Source organism: Cohnella laeviribosi DSM 21336, assembly GCF_000378425.1.
GTDB classification, from domain to species: domain Bacteria; phylum Bacillota; class Bacilli; order Paenibacillales; family Paenibacillaceae; genus Cohnella; species Cohnella laeviribosi.
In genome coordinates this window covers 1-18062 of sequence record NZ_KB899808.1, presented here as the reverse complement: position 1 = coordinate 18062, position 18062 = coordinate 1, and the positions used below count along the sequence as shown (strand labels likewise).

The following is an 18062-nucleotide window of genomic DNA, read 5'->3' as shown; positions in this document are numbered from 1 at the left end:
TCATCTCTCCGATCCTTTTTTGGCTGCGGTCAAATTTTGCAATTCGGCGAGCAGCTCGTGCTGGAATCGCTGGCGTTTGCAATGCTCGGCCGTAATGATCGCCTGGATCCGGTCGCAAGCGCGATCGATTTCGTCGTTGACGACCGCGTAATCGTACTTGCTGAGCAGGTTCATTTCCTCGACGGCGACCGACAGGCGGTGGTCGATGATCTCCTGGGTTTCCGTGCCGCGCCCGACGATCCGCTGCTTCAGCGCGCCCAACGACGGAGGCAGCAAAAAGACAAAGACGCCCTCCGGGAACTTCTCCTTCACCTTGAGAGCTCCCTGCACCTCGATTTCGAGAATGATATCTTTGCCTTCGGCGATCGTCCGCTCGACAAATTCGCGGGGCGTTCCGTAGTAGTTCCCGACATACTCCGCGCTTTCCAGCAAAGCGTCGGAGGCGAGCATTTCCATAAACTGCTCCCGCGTCTTGAAGAAATAGTTAACGCCTTCCTTCTCGCCTTCCCGGGGAGGCCGGGTGGTGGCCGAAACCGAATAGACGAGTTCCGGCATCCGGCGGCGAAGCGCGGCGCATACCGTGCCTTTGCCCACTCCGGAAGGACCGGACAACACAATTAACAAACCCTTTTTCATGAACTTCCCCGATTCATTCGTCATGTTCATCGTCTTTGGTGGACAGACGGTGCGCGACCGTCTCCGGTTGAACGGCCGACAGGATCACGTGATCGCTGTCGGTAATGATCACTGCACGCGTGCGGCGGCCATACGTCGCGTCAATCAGCATATGCCTATCCCGCGCTTCCTGAATGATTCGTTTGATCGGCGCCGATTCCGGACTGACAATGGAAATAATCCTGTTCGCCGAAACGATGTTGCCAAAACCGATATTGATCAGTTTGATCACCATGCAACTCTTCCCTCCGGTCAATCCTCTCAGCGCTGCCGAGGCCGTCCGCCAAACTTCCCTACCATTGTTGCCTGAAGCGGCCTCTTGCATACTGCAGGATCACGATACAATCAGCCTGCGCAAACTGACGCTGTCCGCTGTTGAAGCGACCTGGCGCCTCGTCTCCCGGTTGCCGCGCTCTCCAAAAAAAGGAGAACGCATCGGAAGTCATATTGATTAATTGTACTTGAAAACCCTTGCCCGGACAAGAGGTTGAACGGAAGGACCGCGATTTTTAAACCTGTTTTGTCCGTTTCGCCACGACGTAGCGGGTCAGTTCGGCCGTCATTTCATAGAAAAGAAACGGCGTCATCAAATAGATTCCGTTAAAATGCTTCATCGCCGTATCGAGCAGTTCCTTCGCGATCGCGACGCCTTCGGCCCTGCCTTCCGGGCCCTCGAGCCCGTGCATGCGGCGGCGGACCTCGTCGGACAGCTGAATGCCCGGCACCTCGTTGTGCAGATATTCGGCGTTGCGGCCGCTGGCAAGCGGGAAAATGCCGAGAAAAATCGGAATGCGGATGTGTTTCGTCGCCTCGGCGATTTTCTCGATCAGCTCCGCGTCGTACACCGGCTGGGTCATGATAAAGTCGGCGCCGGCCTCCACCTTTTTCTCCAGCCGCTGAACCGCTTTGTCCAGATGCTTGACGTTCGGGTTGAACGCCGCGCCGATCACGAATTTCGCTTTCTGCTTGAGCGGCTTGCCCGAAAACGCAATGCCCTCGTTCAGCTGCTTGATCATGCGGATAATTTCAAACGACGTCAAATCGTAAACGGAGCTGGCGCCGGGCAGATCGCCGAACTTCGCCGGGTCCCCGGTTACCGCCAGCACGTGGTCGATGCCGAGCGCATCGAAGCCCATCATATGGGATTGCGTGCCGATCAGGTTGCGGTCGCGGCAGGCGATATGAACGAGCGGCCGGATGCCGACGCGCTGCTTGACCAGCGCGCCGAGCGCCATATTGCTCATCCGCGTGACGGCCAGCGAATTGTCCGCCATCGTCAGCGCGTCCGCGCCCGCCGCCTTGAGCGCCTCCGCGCCCGCCATAAAGCGGGAGACGTCCAGATCGCGCGGCGGATCGAGCTCGACGATGACCGTGTGGCGCTGCCGCACCAGATCGACGAGCGTCGGCTCCTGCGCCGGCGGCGGCGCGGCGGGCGCGGCGATTTCGATCCGCGCCGGCGCCTGGTCGCCGGGCGCGGTCTCCTCCGGCGCGGACGGCTCGTAATCTTGAAGGGCGGCGGCGATTGCCGCGACATGCTCCGGCGTCGTGCCGCAGCAGCCGCCGAACAGCCGGACGCCCGCGTCGGCGAACCGCCGGGCGATCGTCCCGAAATAGTCCGGGGACGCCGGATACACGACCTTGCCGTCCACATATTCCGGCAGTCCGGCGTTCGGAAACGCCGAAAGAGGCAGGCCGAGCTCGCCCGGAAGCGCCTCCAGCGCGCGCAGGACGCCGACCGGGCCGCTGCGGCAGTTAAAGCCGATGACGTCGGCTCCCTCGGCTTTCAGCCGCTTGAACGCGTCGGCGAGCGGAACGCCGTCGTGCGTCCGGGCCGCATCCCCCACCGCGAACTGGCAAATGACCGGCAGATCGCTCATCTTCCGAATGATCGACAGCGCTAGCGACATCTCCTCCAGCTCCGTAAACGTCTCCAGCATGACGCCGTCCGCGCCCGCCGCGATCAGCGCCCCGAGCTGCTCTTCGAAATCGCGGCGCACCTGGGACGGGCGCACGTCTTTCCGCTGTCCGGCCTTGACGGAGCCGACCGACGCCACCACGTACGCCTTGTCGCCGGCGACGCTTCTTGCGATCTTTACGCCTTCCGCGTTGATTTGCTCCGTCTTCTTCTCCAGCCCGAAGCGGGCCAGCTTCATGCGCTGGGCCGAGAACGTGTTCGTCTCGATCACTTCGGCGCCGGCCGCGATATAGCGGCGGTGAACGTCCGCGATCAGCTCCGGGTTGATCAAATTGTATTCTTCGAAAGATACGCCGATCGGAACCCCAAGCTGATACAAATAAGTCCCCATGGCTCCGTCGCCCACCCGGGTCCGGGTTTGGAGCGCGGTACGCAAATCCGGTCTCACTACGCTTCCCCATCCATTTCTTTTATCAGAGTACCCTTAATGTAGCATATTTTGGCCCAGGCTTGAACACTTTCGGCGATTGCTTCGGCGTTTGCGGAACGATTTCCGGCAACCGGCGCGGACGCCGGCCCGTTTTTCGGAGCCTTCGCGGCCGTTCGCGCAAACGTCCGCGCGCCCCCGCATTCGCGGGCAAAAACGAAACCCGGCGCGGGGCCGGGCCTGGGTTTCGATATGGGCGGTTCCTTCTGCCCGGCTGCGCACGGTTGCCGCGAAGCCGCGTAGCGTTGACTTTCGGCCGAAGGGCGGTCCCCGGTCACACGGTGCCGGTGAACACGGCTTCGGCCGGACCGGTCATATAGACGTGGTTATCGTCTTCGTTCCATTCGATGAACAGGTCGCCGCCGGCAAGCGAAATCGTCGCCTTGCGGTCCGTCAGGCCGTTGAGCACCGACGCGACAAGCGTCGCGCACGCGCCCGTTCCGCAGGCGAGCGTCGGGCCGGCGCCGCGTTCCCATACGCGCATGTCGACCTGGCTGCGGGAGTTGACTTTCGCGAATTCGACGTTGATCTTGCGCGGGAACAGCGGGTGATGCTCCAGCTTCGGCCCCCAGGTCGCAAGATCGAAGCCCACCGCGTCGTCGACGTAGATGACGCAATGCGGGTTGCCCATCGAGACGGCGGTAAATTTGAATTCGCGCCCGTCGACCGTAACCGGGTGCCCGACGACCGGGTTGGCGTCGATCGTCGTCGGCACGTCCAGCCCGTTCAGAATCGGCTCGCCCATGTCGACCCGGACCCGCTTCGCCACGCCGTTCTCGGCTTCAAGCTTCAGCGGCTGAACGCCCGCGCCGATCGTCTCGATCGTAATGTCGGTGCGGCTTACCAGGCCGTTGTCGTAAACGTACTTCGCCACGCACCGGATCGCGTTGCCGCACTGCTCCGCTTCGGAGCCGTCGGAATTGATGATGCGCATTTTGAAGTCCGCCTTTTCCGAAGGCAGAATGTATACGAGCCCGTCGGCGCCGATGCCGAAGTTGCGGTTGCAAAGGCGCTTGGCCAGCTCCGGCGCGTCCGCGGGCAGTTCGCGTTCTCCGTAAACGACGATGAAGTCGTTGCCCAGCCCGTGCATTTTCGTAAAGTTCATCGGGAATCCCCTCCTGAAACGTTTCCATCCACTGTTTGTCCTTTTACCTTTTATCATACCGGATTTCGCCTTTTTTGCGGATGCAGGATTTACGGTTTTGTTTGCACTTTTTCGCTTCCGCCCGCGCCCGCGCTCCATGCGGATAACATTTGCAGTCAAGGAAATAATACCGCCGAATGATCCATTCTTACATTTAAAGAAAAGCTTGGCGATCCTATGGCAAACGACAAACCGAATCAGCCTCAAGACGAATCGAGACGAAAGTTTCTGAAAAATACCGGCGCCGCAGTCGGGGGTCTTGTCGTCGGCGAAAAATTCCGGAAGGGATGACGCTGCAGGATTGGGGGATTACCTACGACGAGCTTATAGGATGCCCTCGGCGAACCTGTCGGAAAACGGCAAAAATCCGCCGGCATAGCGGGCGGCCTGCCGGTACTGCGTTTCTTCGAGCGGTTGGCTCGCGTGAGCGGCGCGCATCCGGGTCCGGACCGGGAACTTGTCGTCCACCTGACCGAGCTGCGCAAAAGATTGATCTACGTCGCCGTCTGGTTTGCGGCGGCGCTGGGAGCAGGCTTCGCTTGGGCGCCCCGCCTGCTCGCCTTCGTCCGCGGCCGGACGGGCGGCTTGCCGCATACGCGCATAAGGAGGTGGAAGCATGTTCAACAATATCGGCGTTTCGGGGCTGGTCATTATTCTGGCGATCGCGCTGATCGTGTTCGGCCCGGCCAAGCTGCCCCAGCTCGGCCGAGCGTTCGGCGACACGCTGCGCGAATTCCGCAATTCGACCAAGGGCCTTGCGGACGACCGGACGGAAGACGACAAGGACGCCGTCTGACGCCCGGTCCGGCCCGTCCGGTCATCTCGCGGCCGGACGGGGGTTGGGGCCGGCCGATCCGTACGAGATGCGGCTGCCATTGCGGCGTCGGCGCGACGAGCCCCAGATGCTGCCGATGCCCATCGCGAAGGTCGGAATGCCGGCGGAAACGAACACGAGCGCCCAATCCCGCAAGGTGAGCGGCACCGTTTTGAAGATCGGCTGCAGCGGCTCCAGATACAGCACGGCCAGCATCAGAAGGAGCGAGGACAGCACGGCGATCACGAGAAATTTGTTTTCAAAAAACCGCCGGTGAAAAATCGAACGCGAGCTGCGGCAGTCGAACACGTGGATGAGCTGCGCCAGGACGAGCGTGGCGAACGCCACCGTCTGCGCGTGCGCAAGCTTCGCGGGATCGCCGGCGCCGCTTCCCAGCGTCAGCACGAACGCGCCCAGCGTGCAGACCCCGATGAGCGTGCCGCGGCTGATGATTTTCCATCCGAGCCGCCGGGCGAAAATATTTTCCGCGGCCGCGCGCGGCTTCTGCCGCATCAGGTCGCTCTCCGCCTGGTCGACGCCGAGCGCCATGGCCGGCAAGCCGTCGGTGACGAGGTTGACCCACAGAATTTGAATCGGCACAAGCGGCAGCGGCAAGCCGAGCATCATCGCCAGAAACATCGTCAATATTTCCCCGACGTTCGACGCGAGCAGGTAGCGGATAAATTTGCGGATGTTTTCGTAAATGCCCCGCCCCTCCTCGACGGCGGAGACGATCGAGGCAAAGTTGTCGTCCGCGAGCACGAGCGCGGACGCTTCTTTGGTGACGTCGGTGCCGGCGATGCCCATGGCGATGCCGATGTCGGCCGCCTTGACGGCCGGCGCGTCGTTGACGCCGTCGCCGGTCATGGCGACGACGTGGCCGCGGCGCTGGAGCGCCTGCACGATGCGCAGCTTGTGTTCCGGCGAAACCCGGGCGAAGACGTAGACGTTGTCGACGCGCTTCTCCAGCTCGGCATCGCTCATCGCCGCCAGGTCGGAGCCGCTCAGCGTCTGGCCGTCGCGGGGCAGGACGCCGATCGTCCGGGCGATCGCTTCGGCGGTCGCCCGATGGTCGCCGGTGATCATCACCGTGCGGATGCCGGCCTGCCGGCATTTCGCAATCGCGTCGAACACTTCTCGGCGGGGCGGATCGATCATGCCGGCAAGCCCGATGAAGACGAGTCCGCTTTCCGCCTGATCCTCCCGCTCGCAGCTCTCTCCCGGCCGAACGTCCCGGTAGGCGAAGCCGAGCACGCGCAGCGCATCCTTCGCCATCGCTTCGTTCGCCTGCAGCACCTTCTGCCGGAGCGTGCCGGTGAACGGCACGACGTTGCCTCCCCACAGCACGTAAGCGCAGCGCTCGATCAGCAAATCCGGCGCCCCTTTGGTGCAGAGCAGCCGCCCTCCCTGATGGGAGACGAGCACCGACATCCGCTTGCGCTCGGCATCGAAGGGAAATTCCTTGACCCGCGGATACAACCCCTCCAGCGACGAGCGGGAATTCCCCGACTTGGCCGCCAGAACCAGCAGCGCCCCTTCGGTCGGGTCGCCCTTGATTTGCCACTCGCCCGCTCCGGCGCTATCCTGCTCCTTGGACGCTTTTTTCCCTTTCGATTCGCCGCTTCGCTCATCCCGCGTCAGCTCCGCGTTGTTGCAAAGCGCGGCCACCTGCGCGATTCGGCGGAGCGCGGCATCCCCTTTGAACTCGACGGTTTTGCCGTTTTCGATAAACTGTCCGGCCGGCTCGTAGCCTTCCCCCGTCACCTCGATGCTGCGGCCGCCGACCCACAGGCGGGTCACCGTCATTTTGTTCTGGGTCAGCGTCCCCGTCTTGTCCGAACAGATGACGGAAGCGCAGCCGAGCGTTTCGACGGAGGGCAGCTTGCGCACGATCGCTTTCCGCTTGATCATGCGCTGGACGCCCAGCGCGAGGGCGATCGTCACGATCGCCGGCAGCCCTTCGGGTATGGCGGCCACGGCGAGGCTGACGCCGGCCAGAAACATGCCGTAAACCGGCTGGCCGTGCAGCACCCCGGCGACGACCACGACGACCGTCAGCGCCAGCGCAACGACGATCAGAATTTTGCCGAGCTGCTCGAGCCGCCTTTGCAGCGGGGTCTCCGCTTCTTCGGCCTGCTGGATCAGCCCCGCGATTTTGCCCATTTCCGTTTGCATGCCGGTCAGCGTCACGATGCCTTTGGCCGTGCCTCGCGTGACCATCGTGCCGAGAAAGCCGCAGTTTTTGCGGTCGCCCAGCGGAAGCTCCGCCGCCGCCAGCACGCAAGCTTCCTTCGACACCGGAACGGATTCGCCGGTCAGCGCGGCTTCTTCGATCATGCACTGGTTGCTTTCGATGAGCCGAAGATCGGCCGGAACCCGGTCCCCGCTCTCCAGCAGCACAAGATCGCCCGGAACCAGCTCGCGGGCCGGAACGATCCGGATCGAGCCGCCGCGAACGGCTTTGGCGTTGGGCGCCGCCAGCTCCTTGAGCGCGCGCAGCGAACGCTCCGCCCGGTATTCCTGGAAGAAGCCGAGCAGCCCGTTCAAGATGATGATCGCGATAATCGTCAGCGCGTCGAGCATTTCACCGAGAAGCCCCGAGATGACGGTCGCCCCGGCCAGAACGAGCACCATGAAATCTTTGAATTGATGAATGAACAGCTTGAAGGGCGATTCTCCCTTGCGCTCCTCCATTTCGTTCAGCCCGTGGATTTCGAGCCGCTTCGCGGCCTCCTCCGGCGTCAAGCCCTTTTTCGGGTCGGTGCCGAGCGACTTCGCCAATTCCGCTTCGCTCATCTGATGCCAAGCCTTACCTTCCACGACGGTCATCCCCTCCCGCAAGTTCGCCGTCCCCCGGATGATGTCGGGACAGCCGTTCTGCCCTATATGTATTCAGACAAGCCGGGAAATATCCCCCGGCTCGTACCCTTTCCCTTTCGGAGCAACTGTGGCATCATAAGGAGACGGGAAAAAACCGAATTTATTCGTTTATAGGAGTTTGAAACCATGTCACTGGACGGCTTCGTCACCCGCGCGATCGTGCACGAGCTGCAGTCGCTCGTCGGCGCGCGTATCCATAAAATCTACCAACCGACCGAACATGAAGTCCTCTTGCACGTAAGAGGGCAGGGCGTGAACCGGAAGCTGCTGCTGTCCGCCCACCCGTCGATGCCGCGCCTTCACTTTACCGAGCAGACGTGGACGAATCCGCAGGAGCCCCCGATGTTCTGCATGCTGCTTCGCAAGCACTGCGAAGGCGGCATCGTGGAAGCGGTCCGCCAATCGGGACTGGAGCGCGTCGTGGAATTCGATATCCGCCACCGGGACGAGCTTGGCGACCTGTCGATCAAGCGCCTCGTGCTCGAAATCATGGGCCGCCACAGCAATTTGATCCTGCTCGATCCGGCCTCCGGCACGATCCACGACAGCATCCATCACGTCACGCCCGCCATCAGCAGCTACCGGGTCGTGCTGCCGGGAGCGGCTTACGTGGCCCCGCCGTCGCAGCACAAACAGGACCCGCTGAACGCGGAAAAGGCGGAATTCGAACGCTTGCTGAGCGAGTCCCCCAAGCCGCTTGCGGAGCTGACGCGCCAGGAACTGGCCAACGTTCTGCTGAACGGCTATACCGGCTTCAGCCCGCTTCTCGCCAAGGAAGTGGTTCACCGGGCCGGAGGCGATCCGGCGAAGCTGTGGGACGCGTTCGCGGCGCTCATCGGCGACGCGAAGCAGCAGCGTTACGCGCCCGCGAGCGTCGAAACGGACAACGGCAAAACCGCTTTCTCCGTTTTCGAACTCACGCATCTGACCGGAAAGGTTCAATCCTTTGCGACGGCGAGCGAGTGCCTGGACGCGTTCTATAAGGACAAGGCGGAGCGCGATCTCGTCCGGCAGCGGACGACCGACTTGACGCGGCTGCTGGTCAACGAATCGGCCAAAAACGAAAAAAAACTCGAAAAGCTGCGGGAAACGCTGCAGGAAGCGGAAGAAGCGGACCGCTACCGCAAGCTCGGCGAGCTGTTGACCGCCCATTTGCACGCGATCCGCAAAGGAGACGCCTCGGCCGAGGTGATCGACTATTACGACGAGAAGCAGCCTGTCGTTTCGATCCCGCTCGATCCGCAATTGACGCCGAACGAAAACGCGCAGCGGTATTTCCGCAAATACAACAAGCTGAAGAACAGCCGTGCCGCCGTCGCCGAACAAATCGCCGCGACCGAGGAAGAATTGCGCTACCTGGCCTCGGTGCTGCAAGGACTTGAAACCGCAACCCCGAGCGATATCGAGGAGATCCGGGAGGAGCTGCAGGAGCAGGGATACATTCGGCAGCGGGGAGCGGGCAAAGGGGAACGGAAGAAAAAACAGGACCGCCCGGCGCTGCTTTGCTACACGTCCAGCGAGGGCATCCCGATCTTCGTCGGTAAAAACAACACGCAAAACGACTACGTCACCAACCGGCTCGGACAGCCGAACGACACCTGGCTCCATACAAAGGACATTCCGGGTTCGCACGTGCTCATTCGGGCTGCCGAGTACGGCGAGCGGACGCTGCACGAGGCCGCCATGCTCGCGGCCTATTACAGCAAGGCGCGCGAGTCGAGCGGCGTGCCCGTCGACTACACCCGCATCCGGCACGTCCGCAAGCCAAGCGGCGCAAAGCCCGGCTTTGTCATCTACGAAGGCCAGCGAACGCTGTTCGTCACCCCGGACGAAGCCGCGGTGAAGCGGCTCCCCTGCACGGTCAAGCAAATGTAGCCCGCGATGCCCGGCCGCCGCGAAGACGGCGGTCAGGCAGGCGTCCGCGCGGCCCTTGCGGGGGCGAGAGGCTTTCATCGTTTTTTCTTCAAACTAAAAAAGCGGAACCGCCCCTGACGGGCGCGCTCCGCTTTTTTAACTACCGCGAACGCTTCTTAGCCGCTCCAGCACCCCTGCCTCTACCGAGCGGTTGCCGATTTGGCCGTGGTATACCTTGCCTTTGCGGGCTCCGTGAAAATCCGATCCGCCCGTAACCATTTTCCCGTAACGCTCCGCCAAACGCCGGAACCGTTCCGCCTGCTCGTCGGTATGGTCGGAATGATACGCCTCAAGACCGTCCGCCCCGCTCTCCAGCAAGCGGACAGCCAGCCTTTCGTCGCCGTACAAGCCGGGATGGGCCACAATGGCCGCGCCTCCCGCCTCGCGAATCCACTCGAAGGCCTGAAGCGGCGATATTCGCGGCGGCGGGTCGACATAAGCGGCCCGGCCTTTGGCCAAATAGCGGTCAAACGCCTCCTGGACGGAGCCTGCCGCGCCTATGCGGACCAGCGCCTCGGCGATATGCGGCCGCCCGATCGTCTCCTCGACGCCCGGCTTGCGCCCCGCCGCTTCCGCCACCTGCTCCATCGTCAGCCCGATGCCCAGTTCGTTGAGCCTGGCGACAATCCCTTCGTTCCGGCTGTCCCGTGCTTTGCGCTGGGAGACGAGCCGGCTGAGCAGCAGGCTGTCCCGAAAATCGATATAGTAGCCGAGAATATGAATATCCTGTCCGTCCAGGGATGTGCTCAGCTCGACGCCGGGAACCGCTTCGATGCCGAAGCGGCGGCCCGCGTCGACCGCTTCGGCGATGCCCGCCACCGTGTCGTGGTCGGTGATGGCTACGGCGGCAAGACCGGCTTCCGCGGCCATCCGGACGACCTCCGAAGGGCGGTGCAAACCGTCGGACGCCGTCGTGTGCGTATGCAAATCAGCCCTGTTCATTCCTCAGCCCCCTGACATAATCGAGCAATGTCGCCGCGTGAAGAGGAAGTTCGGAAGAACTCGACCGGACGGCGAAAAATTTCCTGCGGAACACGACGTCCCTGATCTTGACCGGCTTCAGAAGGCCCAGCGCGACCTCGTTCTTGATCGTCCACTGCGACAGCACGGACAGGCCGAGCCCCGCCTCGACCGCGGATTTGACCGCCCCGTTGCTGCCCAAATTGCTCACGATGCGAAGCGATCCTTCCTCGATGCCGTGCCGCTCCAATTCGTCCACCATCACCTGCCGGGTGCCGGAACCTCTCTCCCGCAGCACGAGCGGTTCGTTCAACATTTCCTCCAGCGTCACTTCGTCGCGCGCGGCGAACGGATGGTTCGGAGGCGCGACAAGCAGCAGCTCGTCGTCCATGACCGGCTCGGAAATGACGTTCGGATCTTCCGTCGGCGCCTCGACAAGTCCGAAATCGAGCGCGTGGCGCGCAATTTCCTCCACGATTTCGGTCGTGTTCATCACCCGCATGTTGACCGACAAATCGGGAAACCGCAACAAAAACGGCCCCAACAGCCGAGGAAGGACGTATTCCCCGATCGTCAGGCTGGCGGCGAACTGCAGCTGGCCCTTTAAGTCTTCCACATATTTCGCCATTTTGGCATCGGTTTCCCGCATCAGCTCAACCGCTTTGCGCGCCTGCGGAAGCAGGCAATGCCCGGCTTCGGACAGCTCCAGCTTCTTGGTTGAGCGATGCAGCAGCTTGACGCCGAACCGCTCCTCCAGCGCCTGAATCTGCATCGTAACGGCGGGCTGGGTCATATGCAAAGCTTGCGCGGCCGCCGAGAAGCTTCCCCGTTCCGCTACCGTGTAAAAAATGTGCAACTGATGAATGTTAAGCGCCATATCGTCCACTCCGCCTCAATGTAAGCTACGATTAAACCGAATTATACCATACCCGGAAGGCCGGCACCCGTTTCAACGGCAAATTCTGCAGGCTTTTGGCGTCTATAGCGAAGCGGGGGGCTGTCTCAAAGGATATTCCCTGCAAAGCCGGTGCCGAGAACAAACATGTAAATGAACCTACGTTCTCACGGTTATCGCCATCTTAAAACACAAAAAGGTCAACCAGACAACTCTGGCTGACCTGATAATACAGCCCGCCGAAGCGGGTAGGCGGGAATTCGCGCCGGTTCGCGCAGGCGGCGGATTGCCGATGTATCCGGTTCTTTACGAACCGCCCAGCGCTTCGATTTTCCGTTTCGCTTCTGCGGCCGCATGCTCGTTCATCGGAAAGGCGTCGAGGACCGTCTGATAGACGTCCAATGCATCCCGCTTTTGGCCTTGCTCCGCATACCGGTCTCCGACCCGGATCAGAATCCGGTCCAGGAACCGGTTGTCGAGCCGGAAAAATTGCTTGAACGCCTGTTCGCCGTCGGAAATGCTCATTTTTTCCTCGATCATCTCGTCGATTTTCGCCTGCGCCCGCTTGAACACCGCCGGCTTCGGAAGCGCAAAAGGATGCTCCCACGTCTCCAGCACCTGCTGGAAGCCGCCGCTGAACACGTAGTTTTTCCCGTCCGGGCTGAGCGTCCGCTCCCCTTTCAGCGCGCTGACAAATTGGCCGGCGGCATATTTGCCCATCGCCTCGTCATAGTACGTTTCGGCCCGCTTGTACGATTCGTACCATACTTGCGCGTATGCGGCGGCAATCACCGCCACGATGACGGCCGGAGCGATCAGATGCTTCCATTTTGCCTTTTTCATGCGCCCGCCCCTATCCGGGGATCGTATGAACCCGTTCGCGCCGACGCATCCGCAAAGCGGAATCCCGCGGCAGCAAAAAAACCGCCCCTGCAATAGGAGCGGCCAACCTTTAACAAGAAATTTCGACGCGATTCCAGAGTACGGCGGCTTGCAAGAAGCGGGAGTCTTCCCCTCACCGGCGTTTGCGGTTGTTTTTGATCAAGGTCATTCTTCTTGAATGTCTGAGCCAGGAATAATAAGTTTTCAAATCCCTCAATTCCATGGTTACCGACATTCGTCCGAGAAAGGTCACCACAATCATCTTGTGGAGCGGGTTGCCCAGCAGATCGACATCCTTGTCCGAAACGACAAATTCCGCCACGAAGATCAGGTCTTCATCGATCATGTAAACGTCCTGCTCGTTGCGGTAATAAGGCGCGATTCTGCCCTGCTTCAGGCATTGCCACAGAAAGTTCGCGATGTCGGCGTAATCCGTTTTCTCGGAATCCACCCGGTCTGCCCAACGAGCGCGCGCATGATTGGTAACGATAATATCCGCAACCTTCTTATCTCCCAACTCCACGTAAAAAGGTTCGTATGTTCTCCATCGCTCGTTTTGTTTGTCTCTCATTGGGCTCCCCCCCTCCGGGCCTATAGGACTATATCATTACCAAAAAAACAGGTATTTTAAGGCTATTTTAACTCACTGTTTCGAGAAGATTCAACAAAAAAATATAACGACCCCATATCTTGCATATTCAGGTTGAATCTCTTTGTATTTTCCTCGAACTCGATGGCCTCGCACAATTCCCGTATTTCCCGGTCCAGCCGCTCGAGCGGCCGCCGCCAGTTGTCGGGGCGCAGCCCTTCCCGCCGAAGCAGCGCTTCCATGGCCTGCGCTTCCTTGAACAAATAGACGGCGGACAAGTTGCCGGCCACGCCTTTGAGCCCGTGCAGCATCTTCAGGCTGCCGGCTTCGTCGCCGGCCGCGAGACTGCGTTCCAGCCGCTCGGCGAACGTCCGGTTTTCCAGCCGGAACGTATGCAGCATATGCCACAATATCGCCTGCTTGCCGTCGACCCGCGCGTTCGCTTCCTCCCAATCGAGCCTTCCCGCCGCACGCAGCGCCTCCTCCACCGCCGCGAACAGCTCTTCCGGTTCGAACGGCTTCGTGACGACGCCGTTCATTCCCGCCTGAAAGCATTTCATCCTGTCTTCCTGGAGCACGTTTGCGGTCATGGCGACGATCGGCAGCTGCCAGCTGTTGCACGCCTTCCGGATCGCCCGGGTCGCTTCGAAGCCGTCCAGGCCGGGCATATGCAAATCCATCAGGACCAGATCCCAATCTTCATCCGCCAGCTTCTCCATCGCCTCAAAGCCGTCGGAAGCGATTCCCGTCTCGTACCCTCTGCCGTCCAGCAATTCCTTGGCCACCTGCTGGTTTATCGCATGATCCTCGACCAAGAGAATGCGCGGCCGTTCGGGCAGCTCGGCCTTCCTTCGCTTCGCCTGCGGCAAACCGCCGTTATGGCGGGCTTCCTCCTCGAGGTTGGCCAGCATGGTTTGCACGGCCCTGCGGTTAACCGGCTTGATCAGCATCCGGTCCGGACGTTCCTCCGGCCGCATCCGCAGCCATTCGTGCTGGCCGAACGGGGTCGTGATCGCGACGGTTTTGGCCGAACGGGCCGCCCGCCGCAAGGTAAACCACGTTTCCTCGCCGTACATGTCGCCCATTTCCATATTAAAAAAAATGTAGTCGAACGCCTGGCCTTCGGGCATTCCGTCGAGCATGTCGATTGCTTTCTTCCAGCTGTCCGCGCATACCGCCCCGATTCCGATGGAAGCAAGCAGTTCCGTCAGCACCCGCTGCATCAGGCCCGGACGCTCGATGCACAAAGCGGTGGCCTGCACGGGGGCGGCGGGAGCCTCCGGCTTCCTGGAGGACGCGACCGGAAACGTCAGCGAGAAGGAAAACCGGCTGCCGACGCTTTGCCTGCTTTCCACCTCCAGCCGTCCGCCCATCAGCTTGACAAGCTCGTCCGAGATGACAAGGCCGAGTCCCGTTCCGCCGTATTTGCGGCTGGTCGACCCGTCGGCCTGAGTAAACGGCTGAAACAGATTGGCGATCTGCTCTTCCGACATGCCGATGCCCGTATCCTCTACGACGAATTCCAGTTCCGCCTCGCCGCCGCGGGCGCGGAACGTCCTGACGCGAAAATGAACATAGCCTATGTTGGTGAATTTGATCGCGTTGTTCAGCAAATTGAGCAGCACCTGTTCCAGCCGCAGCGGGTCGCCGATCAGCCTGTCCGGCATCGGGCCAATGTCGAAAATGAGCTCGATCTGTTTTTTGCCGAGAAAAATGCCGAGCGTATCCGCCAGCTTCCGGAACAGCTCGTCCGGCTCGAACGCCACCGTCTCGAGCTCGACCTTGCCCGCCTCGATTTTGGAGAAATCGAGAATGTCGTCGACGATGCCCAGCAGCACTTCCGAGGAAGAGACGATTTTTTGCGCGTAATCCCTCTGGATCTCCGTCAGCTTCGTCCGCTGCAGCAGCTTGGACAACCCCACGATGCCGTTGAGCGGCGTCCGGATTTCATGGCTCATCCGCGCCAGGAATATGCTTTTCGCATTGCTCGCTTCCTCCGCCATCTGCTTCGCCTGCGTCAGTTCCGCCTGAATCGCCTTTTGCCTGGAAGCGTCGTGGAACAGTTCGATGTAGCCTGCAACCTTGCCGTCGCGGCCGATGATTTTGCTGACGTTGAGAAACACCGGAACCGGGAAGCCGTTTTTGTGCATGTACGTCCTTTCTTCGGAATAGGACATGCGGTTTTGCAGGTTGGCATTAAAATAAGCAATGCCCGGGGCGACCGTCGCTCCGATCTTGGCGGACAGCCGTTTCGCCTTCTCTTCCAGTTCGGCGGGATCGCAAAAATCCACCAGCGTCTTCCGCCCGATCACCTCTTCCGGCCGGTAACCGAGCAGCCGCGACGCCGCTTCGTTAAAGTTCTTCACGACGTAATTGCGGTCCGTAACGACGATGCCGTATTCGCTCTGGTTGCGCACCGCGTTCAGCGGCTCGTAAAGCTCCCACAGCTTCTCCGCCATCGCATTGACCGAGGCGGCCAGCGCTCCGATCTCGTCCCGCGGCTCCTCGTCCAGCTTCCGCACGGCACGCCTGCCGTCGGCTATCGCCTCGGTGGTCGCCTGGATCGCTTTGATGCGCCGAAACGGACGGGCGATCAGCCCAAGCAGCGGTCCGGCCAGCAGCAACTCCGCCGCCGCGCACGCCAGCACGGTGCGCAGAAGCAGATCGTCCAGCGGCTTGTACAGCCGTTTTGCGGAAATGCCCGCAACCCAATACCAGCCGGTGCCTCCGACCGGAGCGGCGAACAGCAGCTCGGAGCCGCCGATTTCGGTCCCTTGAAGGCCGTCGCGCACAACTCGCAGCACGGCTTCGCGCGTTTGCGCGTCCAGAGCCGTCCCTCCCCGGGTGTGGTAAAGCACGCTGCCTCCTTCGTTGGCCAGATAACCGGCCTCGGCCGCCCCCGTACCGTCGACGGCATCTTTAAAGGCGACGTCCAGCGGCACGGAGGCCCGGAGCACGCCCGCAATCCGATAAGACCGGTCGTAAACCGGCACATACAGTCCGATGTTCGCCGTCCGCGGATCGTCTTCCGCGAAATACGGCTCCGAAACCGACGCGTAGCCGTTCAGCGCTTTTTGGAGGGAAGGATCGTACGGCGCTTGCCGGACCGTGCCGTCCGCCATGCGCAGCGTGCCGTCCTCGTCCATAAACCCGAGATCGGCGAATTGCCCCTGCAGCTTTTTCAGCTCGCCGGCCAAAAAACGCTCCCGTTCCTCCGCTCCCCCCGTCCGCATCGCGGTATTCAGACTGAGTTCCCTCGCCTGCTCCATGCGAACGTCAAGCCATGCGGACAGCTTGCCCGCACCGGTCCGGGCGCCGATTACCGCCTTATCCGTCAGCGACGCCCGAATCGTGGCCCGCGCGGATTGAATGTAAACGGCCCCGACGGCCGCCAAGGCGCACGCGGTCGCCAGCATCAAGAGCAGCCATGTACGAAATCGCAGCGATCGAAACACGCCAAGCGCCTCCCAGCCCCACAAGCCTTTGTTCACGTTTCCGTACGGCGACAACCGGAAAACGGAAAACGATTGCCCTATCCTTTTTTAATTCTCCATTCATACAAAAACCTCCTTCCACAGACCGACATTAACGCAGCCTGCAGAAGAAGGTTTTTTGGCGTCCACCCTATTAACGAACGAACAAGCATTTCCAAACGCCCTGTCGGGCTTGGAGCCTATGCGTCTTAATCCTCGTCGTAACGATATAGCAACTCGGCTTTATTCCAGCACCAGCTTGTAGCCGACGCCCCACACCGTCTTGATGTATCGGGGTTCCTTCGGATTCGTCTCCAGCTTCTTGCGGAGATTGGTGATATGCACGTCGATCGCCCGGTCGTTCACGTACGAATCGATGCCGCGAAGGGCGTTGATCAGCTCGTCCCGGGTAAACACTCTTCCGGGGTACTCGAACAGCACCTTCATCAGCTCAAACTCGGAGAACGTCAAATCGACCGCGCGGTCGTGGACAAAAACGAGCCGTTTCTGCGGGTCCAGATGCAGTCCGGCAACGCCCGTTTCCGCTGCGGCCGCCGCCTCGCGATGGATCAGGCTCGCCTTGGACCGGCGGACCGCGACGCCGATGCGCGCCTTCAGTTCCTGCATGCTGAACGGCTTGACCAAGTAATCGTCGGCGCCGGCTTCCAGCGCCTGAATCCGTTCGTGCACTTTTGCTTTCATGGAAATGACGATGATCGGCGTATCGGAAAACCGCCGCACTTGCTCGCACCACAGCATGCCGTCGATGTCCGGAAGCATAAGGTCCAGGAGAACGACATCCGGCTTGAACGTCCGGAGCGCCTCGAGACCGTCCTGGCCGTTTTCGACTCTGCGTACGGAAAATTCTTCATCGGCCAAGTACATCGAGATCATTTCCCCGACGATCTTTTCATCCTCGATCACGAGAACTTTGGTCAACGTCGACACCTCTTGTCGGCATCCTATAATGAAAACGGGTATTTATAAAGCTAACATTTTGTTAATATTTTCATTATAACTTCGAGAAACAACGTTGTCTATTATTCGGCAAAGGCTGAATTTCCATTTATTTCTAAGTAATTATCAAGAGAATATTAGCGCTTTGTGAACGGGAGAAGGCGATATGCAGCGGGTTTCCGGCGCGATCGAGTAGGAGGGGGCGGCTAACCCCCGTCCTCTCACAACACCTAGCATGCGGGTCCGCACTAGGCGTTTCCAAAAGGTTGACAAAGTTCCAGATAACGAGAAAGCAAACTTTTCAGCCCTTTTGCTTCCCAATAGGAAGTTGGAAGGGCGTTGTTTATGGTTCGGGACATTTCCCAAGGACCTCGTCTAGAATTGGCCATCATGAAGACCATCCAATCGGGCATGCCAAGCGCCCGGAGTTCGCGGATGCGGGTTCGTACCCGTTTCCACTGTTTCCATTGGCACATG

General features: G+C 60.7%; 15 protein-coding genes and 1 pseudogene. 3 read left to right on the top strand and 13 right to left on the bottom strand.

Features of this window, described 5'->3' with window-relative positions:
• The 4 genes from gmk to dapF form a co-directional block, all read right to left on the bottom strand.
• A complete protein-coding gene (gene gmk / locus F560_RS0100080) occupies nucleotides 1-636 on the bottom strand; it encodes a guanylate kinase (RefSeq protein ID WP_033395592.1) in 636 nt (211 codons plus the stop codon).
• Between the two features lie 13 nt (nucleotides 637-649).
• Nucleotides 650-910 carry an extracellular matrix/biofilm regulator RemA gene (gene remA / locus F560_RS0100075; RefSeq protein ID WP_019003645.1) on the bottom strand — a complete coding sequence of 87 codons (261 nt, stop codon included), beginning with the start codon at nucleotides 908-910 and terminating at the stop codon, nucleotides 650-652.
• 274 nt (nucleotides 911-1184) lie between these two features.
• Nucleotides 1185-3038, bottom strand: coding sequence for a bifunctional homocysteine S-methyltransferase/methylenetetrahydrofolate reductase (locus tag F560_RS0100070; protein WP_019003644.1), 1854 nt, complete (start codon nucleotides 3036-3038; stop codon nucleotides 1185-1187).
• Between the two features lie 313 nt (nucleotides 3039-3351).
• A complete protein-coding gene (gene dapF, locus F560_RS0100060) occupies nucleotides 3352-4182 on the bottom strand; it encodes a diaminopimelate epimerase (protein WP_019003642.1) in 831 nt (276 codons plus the stop codon).
• 216 nt (nucleotides 4183-4398) lie between these two features.
• Here dapF and F560_RS26540 point away from each other — a divergent pair, with 216 nt between their 5' ends.
• Nucleotides 4399-4512 (top strand): twin-arginine translocation signal domain-containing protein, encoded by a 114-nt coding sequence (locus tag F560_RS26540; protein ID WP_019003641.1) that lies wholly within the window; start codon nucleotides 4399-4401, stop codon nucleotides 4510-4512.
• Between the two features lie 33 nt (nucleotides 4513-4545).
• Here the strand turns inward: F560_RS26540 and F560_RS0100050 are convergent, their stop codons facing one another.
• Nucleotides 4546-4839, bottom strand: coding sequence for a hypothetical protein (locus F560_RS0100050; protein WP_156828844.1), 294 nt, complete (start codon nucleotides 4837-4839; stop codon nucleotides 4546-4548).
• On the opposite strand from F560_RS0100050, the gene F560_RS0100045 reads away from it, so the two are divergent.
• Nucleotides 4838-5017, top strand: a complete 180-nt coding sequence (locus tag F560_RS0100045; protein ID WP_019003639.1) for a twin-arginine translocase TatA/TatE family subunit — start codon at nucleotides 4838-4840, stop codon at nucleotides 5015-5017. The two genes, F560_RS0100050 and F560_RS0100045, sit on opposite strands and share 2 nt — an antisense overlap.
• A 21-nt stretch (nucleotides 5018-5038) precedes the next feature.
• Here the strand turns inward: F560_RS0100045 and F560_RS0100040 are convergent, their stop codons facing one another.
• Nucleotides 5039-7855 carry a calcium-translocating P-type ATPase, SERCA-type gene (locus F560_RS0100040; protein ID WP_033395590.1) on the bottom strand — a complete coding sequence of 939 codons (2817 nt, stop codon included), beginning with the start codon at nucleotides 7853-7855 and terminating at the stop codon, nucleotides 5039-5041.
• Nucleotides 7856-8041: 186 nt separating this feature from the next.
• Here F560_RS0100040 and F560_RS0100035 point away from each other — a divergent pair, with 186 nt between their 5' ends.
• Entirely contained in the window at nucleotides 8042-9790 is a 1749-nt protein-coding gene (locus F560_RS0100035) for an Rqc2 family fibronectin-binding protein (RefSeq protein ID WP_019003637.1), read from the top strand.
• Nucleotides 9791-9925: 135 nt separating this feature from the next.
• On the opposite strand, the gene F560_RS0100030 is transcribed toward F560_RS0100035, so the two are convergent.
• The 7 genes and pseudogenes from F560_RS0100030 to F560_RS24785 all read right to left on the bottom strand — a co-directional run.
• The gene (locus F560_RS0100030; protein ID WP_019003636.1) at nucleotides 9926-10771 is read right to left on the bottom strand and encodes a PHP domain-containing protein; all 846 of its coding nucleotides are present in this window, start codon (nucleotides 10769-10771) and stop codon (nucleotides 9926-9928) included.
• On the bottom strand, nucleotides 10758-11666 hold the full coding sequence (locus F560_RS0100025; RefSeq protein WP_019003635.1) for a selenium metabolism-associated LysR family transcriptional regulator: 909 nt from the start codon (nucleotides 11664-11666) through the stop codon (nucleotides 10758-10760). The genes F560_RS0100030 and F560_RS0100025 overlap by 14 nt, the downstream gene beginning before the upstream one ends.
• 324 nt (nucleotides 11667-11990) lie before the next feature.
• Nucleotides 11991-12527 carry a tetratricopeptide repeat protein gene (locus F560_RS0100020; RefSeq protein WP_019003634.1) on the bottom strand — a complete coding sequence of 179 codons (537 nt, stop codon included), beginning with the start codon at nucleotides 12525-12527 and terminating at the stop codon, nucleotides 11991-11993.
• Between the two features lie 172 nt (nucleotides 12528-12699).
• On the bottom strand, nucleotides 12700-13137 hold the full coding sequence (locus tag F560_RS0100015; RefSeq protein ID WP_019003633.1) for a hypothetical protein: 438 nt from the start codon (nucleotides 13135-13137) through the stop codon (nucleotides 12700-12702).
• A gap of 62 nt (nucleotides 13138-13199) precedes the next feature.
• Nucleotides 13200-16610: a response regulator gene (locus F560_RS24385; RefSeq protein ID WP_156828843.1), complete on the bottom strand. Its 3411-nt coding sequence runs from the start codon at nucleotides 16608-16610 to the stop codon at nucleotides 13200-13202.
• A gap of 261 nt (nucleotides 16611-16871) precedes the next feature.
• Complete coding sequence (locus F560_RS0100005; protein WP_026298005.1) at nucleotides 16872-17567, bottom strand: response regulator transcription factor; 696 nt, start codon at nucleotides 17565-17567, stop codon at nucleotides 16872-16874.
• A gap of 266 nt (nucleotides 17568-17833) precedes the next feature.
• Nucleotides 17834-18062: pseudogene (locus F560_RS24785) on the bottom strand (group II intron reverse transcriptase/maturase); the annotation flags it as partial.

Excerpts from the sequence above, each read along its gene's own strand:
- F560_RS0100050 (WP_156828844.1), bottom strand. The coding sequence starts at position 4,839 with ATGCTTCCACCTCCTTATGCGCGTATGCGGCAAGCCGCCCGTCCGGCC.
- dapF (WP_019003642.1), bottom strand. The coding sequence starts at position 4,182 with ATGAACTTTACGAAAATGCACGGGCTGGGCAACGACTTCATCGTCGTT.
- F560_RS0100035 (WP_019003637.1), top strand. The coding sequence starts at position 8,042 with ATGTCACTGGACGGCTTCGTCACCCGCGCGATCGTGCACGAGCTGCAG.
- F560_RS26540 (WP_019003641.1), top strand. The coding sequence starts at position 4,399 with ATGGCAAACGACAAACCGAATCAGCCTCAAGACGAATCGAGACGAAAG.
- F560_RS0100045 (WP_019003639.1), top strand. The coding sequence starts at position 4,838 with ATGTTCAACAATATCGGCGTTTCGGGGCTGGTCATTATTCTGGCGATC.
- F560_RS0100015 (WP_019003633.1), bottom strand. The coding sequence starts at position 13,137 with ATGAGAGACAAACAAAACGAGCGATGGAGAACATACGAACCTTTTTAC.
- F560_RS0100025 (WP_019003635.1), bottom strand. The coding sequence starts at position 11,666 with ATGGCGCTTAACATTCATCAGTTGCACATTTTTTACACGGTAGCGGAA.
- remA (WP_019003645.1), bottom strand. The coding sequence starts at position 910 with ATGGTGATCAAACTGATCAATATCGGTTTTGGCAACATCGTTTCGGCG.
- F560_RS0100020 (WP_019003634.1), bottom strand. The coding sequence starts at position 12,527 with ATGAAAAAGGCAAAATGGAAGCATCTGATCGCTCCGGCCGTCATCGTG.
- gmk (WP_033395592.1), bottom strand. The coding sequence starts at position 636 with ATGAAAAAGGGTTTGTTAATTGTGTTGTCCGGTCCTTCCGGAGTGGGC.
- F560_RS0100030 (WP_019003636.1), bottom strand. The coding sequence starts at position 10,771 with ATGAACAGGGCTGATTTGCATACGCACACGACGGCGTCCGACGGTTTG.